Annotated in this window: 4 protein-coding genes; all 4 read right to left on the reverse strand. The window is 66.2% G+C overall.

Going from position 1 to position 2,184, the window contains the following annotated elements:
- Window positions 1-8 precede the first annotated feature (8 nt).
- Window positions 9-1,370, reverse strand: coding sequence for a cation:proton antiporter (locus AC1DSN_RS21635; RefSeq protein WP_477298715.1), 1,362 nt, complete (start codon window positions 1,368-1,370; stop codon window positions 9-11).
- 46 nt (window positions 1,371-1,416) lie between these two features.
- Window positions 1,417-1,638, reverse strand: a complete 222-nt coding sequence (locus AC1DSN_RS21640; RefSeq protein WP_213947986.1) for a hypothetical protein — start codon at window positions 1,636-1,638, stop codon at window positions 1,417-1,419.
- An 83-nt stretch (window positions 1,639-1,721) separates the two neighbouring features.
- Complete coding sequence (locus AC1DSN_RS21645) at window positions 1,722-1,871, reverse strand: hypothetical protein (protein ID WP_213947987.1); 150 nt, start codon at window positions 1,869-1,871, stop codon at window positions 1,722-1,724.
- Window positions 1,872-1,962: 91 nt separating this feature from the next.
- Window positions 1,963-2,184: hypothetical protein (locus AC1DSN_RS21650; RefSeq protein WP_477332815.1), on the reverse strand; the 222-nt coding region annotated here is incomplete at its 5' end.

A 2,184-nucleotide genomic window follows, 5' to 3' on the forward strand; every position in this document is an offset into this window, starting at 1 on the left:
CCGTAGTTCTACGTAGCGACGGTTTCCTGCCGTCGGCGCTCGAGAACTTTGGCCCGCCAGTTCATGAGTGGCGTCGTGGTCACGCCGTGGACGAAGATGCTGAGGGCGACGACGGTCAGGACCACGGTCGCGAGGTCGTCGCCGTTCCGCGCCACTAGGCCGTGAGTCAGGGCGTAGGCAAGGTAGTTCAGGCTGCCGAGTCCGCGGATGCCGAACCAGCCCAGGAGAAGGCGGCGCTGCCACGGCAGCCCGTTGCCGACCGTCGACAACCAGACGGACGCCGGCCGTATGCCCACGAAAAGGACGAGGGCAACGAGCGCACCCGTCCCACTGAAAACAGGCAACACCGCGACGCCCACGACGAAGACCAGAAGCGCGCCGATCAGGCGCTCGATCGTGTCACCGAACGAGAGGGCATCCGAGACCACCCAGCCCACGGTCTGCACGGGGTGGTCGTTGCCGGCGGTGCTGCGCTCGTTGGGGCGCACGAGCAGCTCCGCAGGGTTCGTCGTGCCGTCGGCGGCGGCGTCTTCGCTCTGCGCCGAGTGTTTGCCGGCCACGTGCACTTCGACCCGGCGCAAGCCCACGCCGGCCGCAAAGGCCGCCAGGAAGCCCGATGCGTGCAGCAGCTCGGCGCCCGCATAAGCCAACGCCATGATGCCCAGCGCCAGAAAATCGCTGGGTGCCACGTCCTTCGTGACATGGCGCAAATGGGTTCCGGCGTAGCCAACCAGCCAGCCAACGGCGAAGCCCAGTCCGGCCCCGGCCAGCCACCCCCAGGCGACGTCGATGCCGATCCAGCGGATCCAGAGGCCGGTGTCTCCGGTGTGCGCCGTCATCAGGCCCAGGGCCAGCAGGAGGAAGGGTAGGGCTGTGCCGTCGTTGAGGCCGGCTTCGCCCGAAAGGGCGACACGGAGGGCATCGTCATCGCGCGCGTCGTCCACCGAGACCAGGTTGGCCAGCACCGGATCGGTGGGGGAGAGGATCGCCGCGAGCGCCAGCGCCAGAGGCCACGACCAGCCAAGGACAAGGTGGGCAAGCACGGTGAGGCCGCCGATGGTGAGCAGCATGGCGGGCACGGCGAGCCGTGCGGCAGTCACCCAGGCGCCGTGCCGGAAGGACACGCGGAGCTTGAGGCCGGTGATGAAAAGCGACACCACCAGCCCCGTCTCGGTCACCGAGCGTAGCCAATCGGCGTTGTCATGGTCGAATGACAGGCGCGCAACGCCCAGTAGCGCGGGGCCAGCGGCTATGCCGGCGGCGAGATAGACGGCGAACGACGTGATAGGGCCGCGACGTATGACGCCAGCGGCCATGGACGTGGTCACCAGCAGCACGCCGATGAAGAGTATCCATGCGAAGTAGCTCATGCGCCGATGCTCGGCGCATGGCCATGAAACGGGCGCGAAGGGGGAGCTAGGGGTTTTCCGCGCCGGAAGGGGAGCGGGGCCTGTTCGCACACGACGCACGATTCAGCGCACGGGTGGCGTCAGTGTCGTCGGAGGTGGCGAGACGGGCGAGGCAGTCGTCGTACGTTTCTCGCCCGCTCGGCGCGTTCAGGGCGAAGTACGCTGCGGCGACGCCGATGGCCAGGGCAATGGCGATCCAGGGCGCAAAGTCGGCTAGGGTTCGGCGCATCGGTTCGTGGCATCGGATCGGTAGAGGTCGTCATAGTGAATGTCGCCGCCGCGCTTGTCGACTTCGTTTCTCACCCGAGGGCGTTATTTCTTCGTCTGATGATTGTCTTCGCCCGAGTCGTCGAGCGGATCGCCCGATGCATCCGTCTCGGGTTCACGCGTCGGATTGCGTTGGTCGTTCGGCGCATCGTTCTGGCCCGGATGCTGCGGCGGGCGATTTTTCTCATTAGCCATGGGTGCACTCCGTTCGGTAGGGGAGGATGCACCATGCTTCGATGAGGTTGACGATGTCGTGCCCGGGACGTGACGACAGCGTGGTCTACGCCTAGTGCGCCTTGCGCTTGCGGGTAGGAAACATCGTGTCACCGGGCGCGGTCATGCCGGCAAACAAGGGGGATGTTTCGTGACATGCCTGGTCGGTCAATAAAGGTGTCACGACCGCCATCCATCCTTCTGCGAATGAACTCTCATCTTGCGGTCGACAGGCTGGTGTATACCGGCACATGGCTTCGGCCAGCGCCGCTATCAGCGCGGGAGGGTCGGGATG

This window comes from Luteibacter sp. P4_D7_3, from assembly GCF_056401735.1.

Excerpts from the sequence above, each read along its gene's own strand:
- AC1DSN_RS21635 (WP_477298715.1), bottom strand. The coding sequence starts at position 1,370 with ATGAGCTACTTCGCATGGATACTCTTCATCGGCGTGCTGCTGGTGACC.
- AC1DSN_RS21640 (WP_213947986.1), bottom strand. The coding sequence starts at position 1,638 with ATGCGCCGAACCCTAGCCGACTTTGCGCCCTGGATCGCCATTGCCCTG.
- AC1DSN_RS21645 (WP_213947987.1), bottom strand. The coding sequence starts at position 1,871 with ATGGCTAATGAGAAAAATCGCCCGCCGCAGCATCCGGGCCAGAACGAT.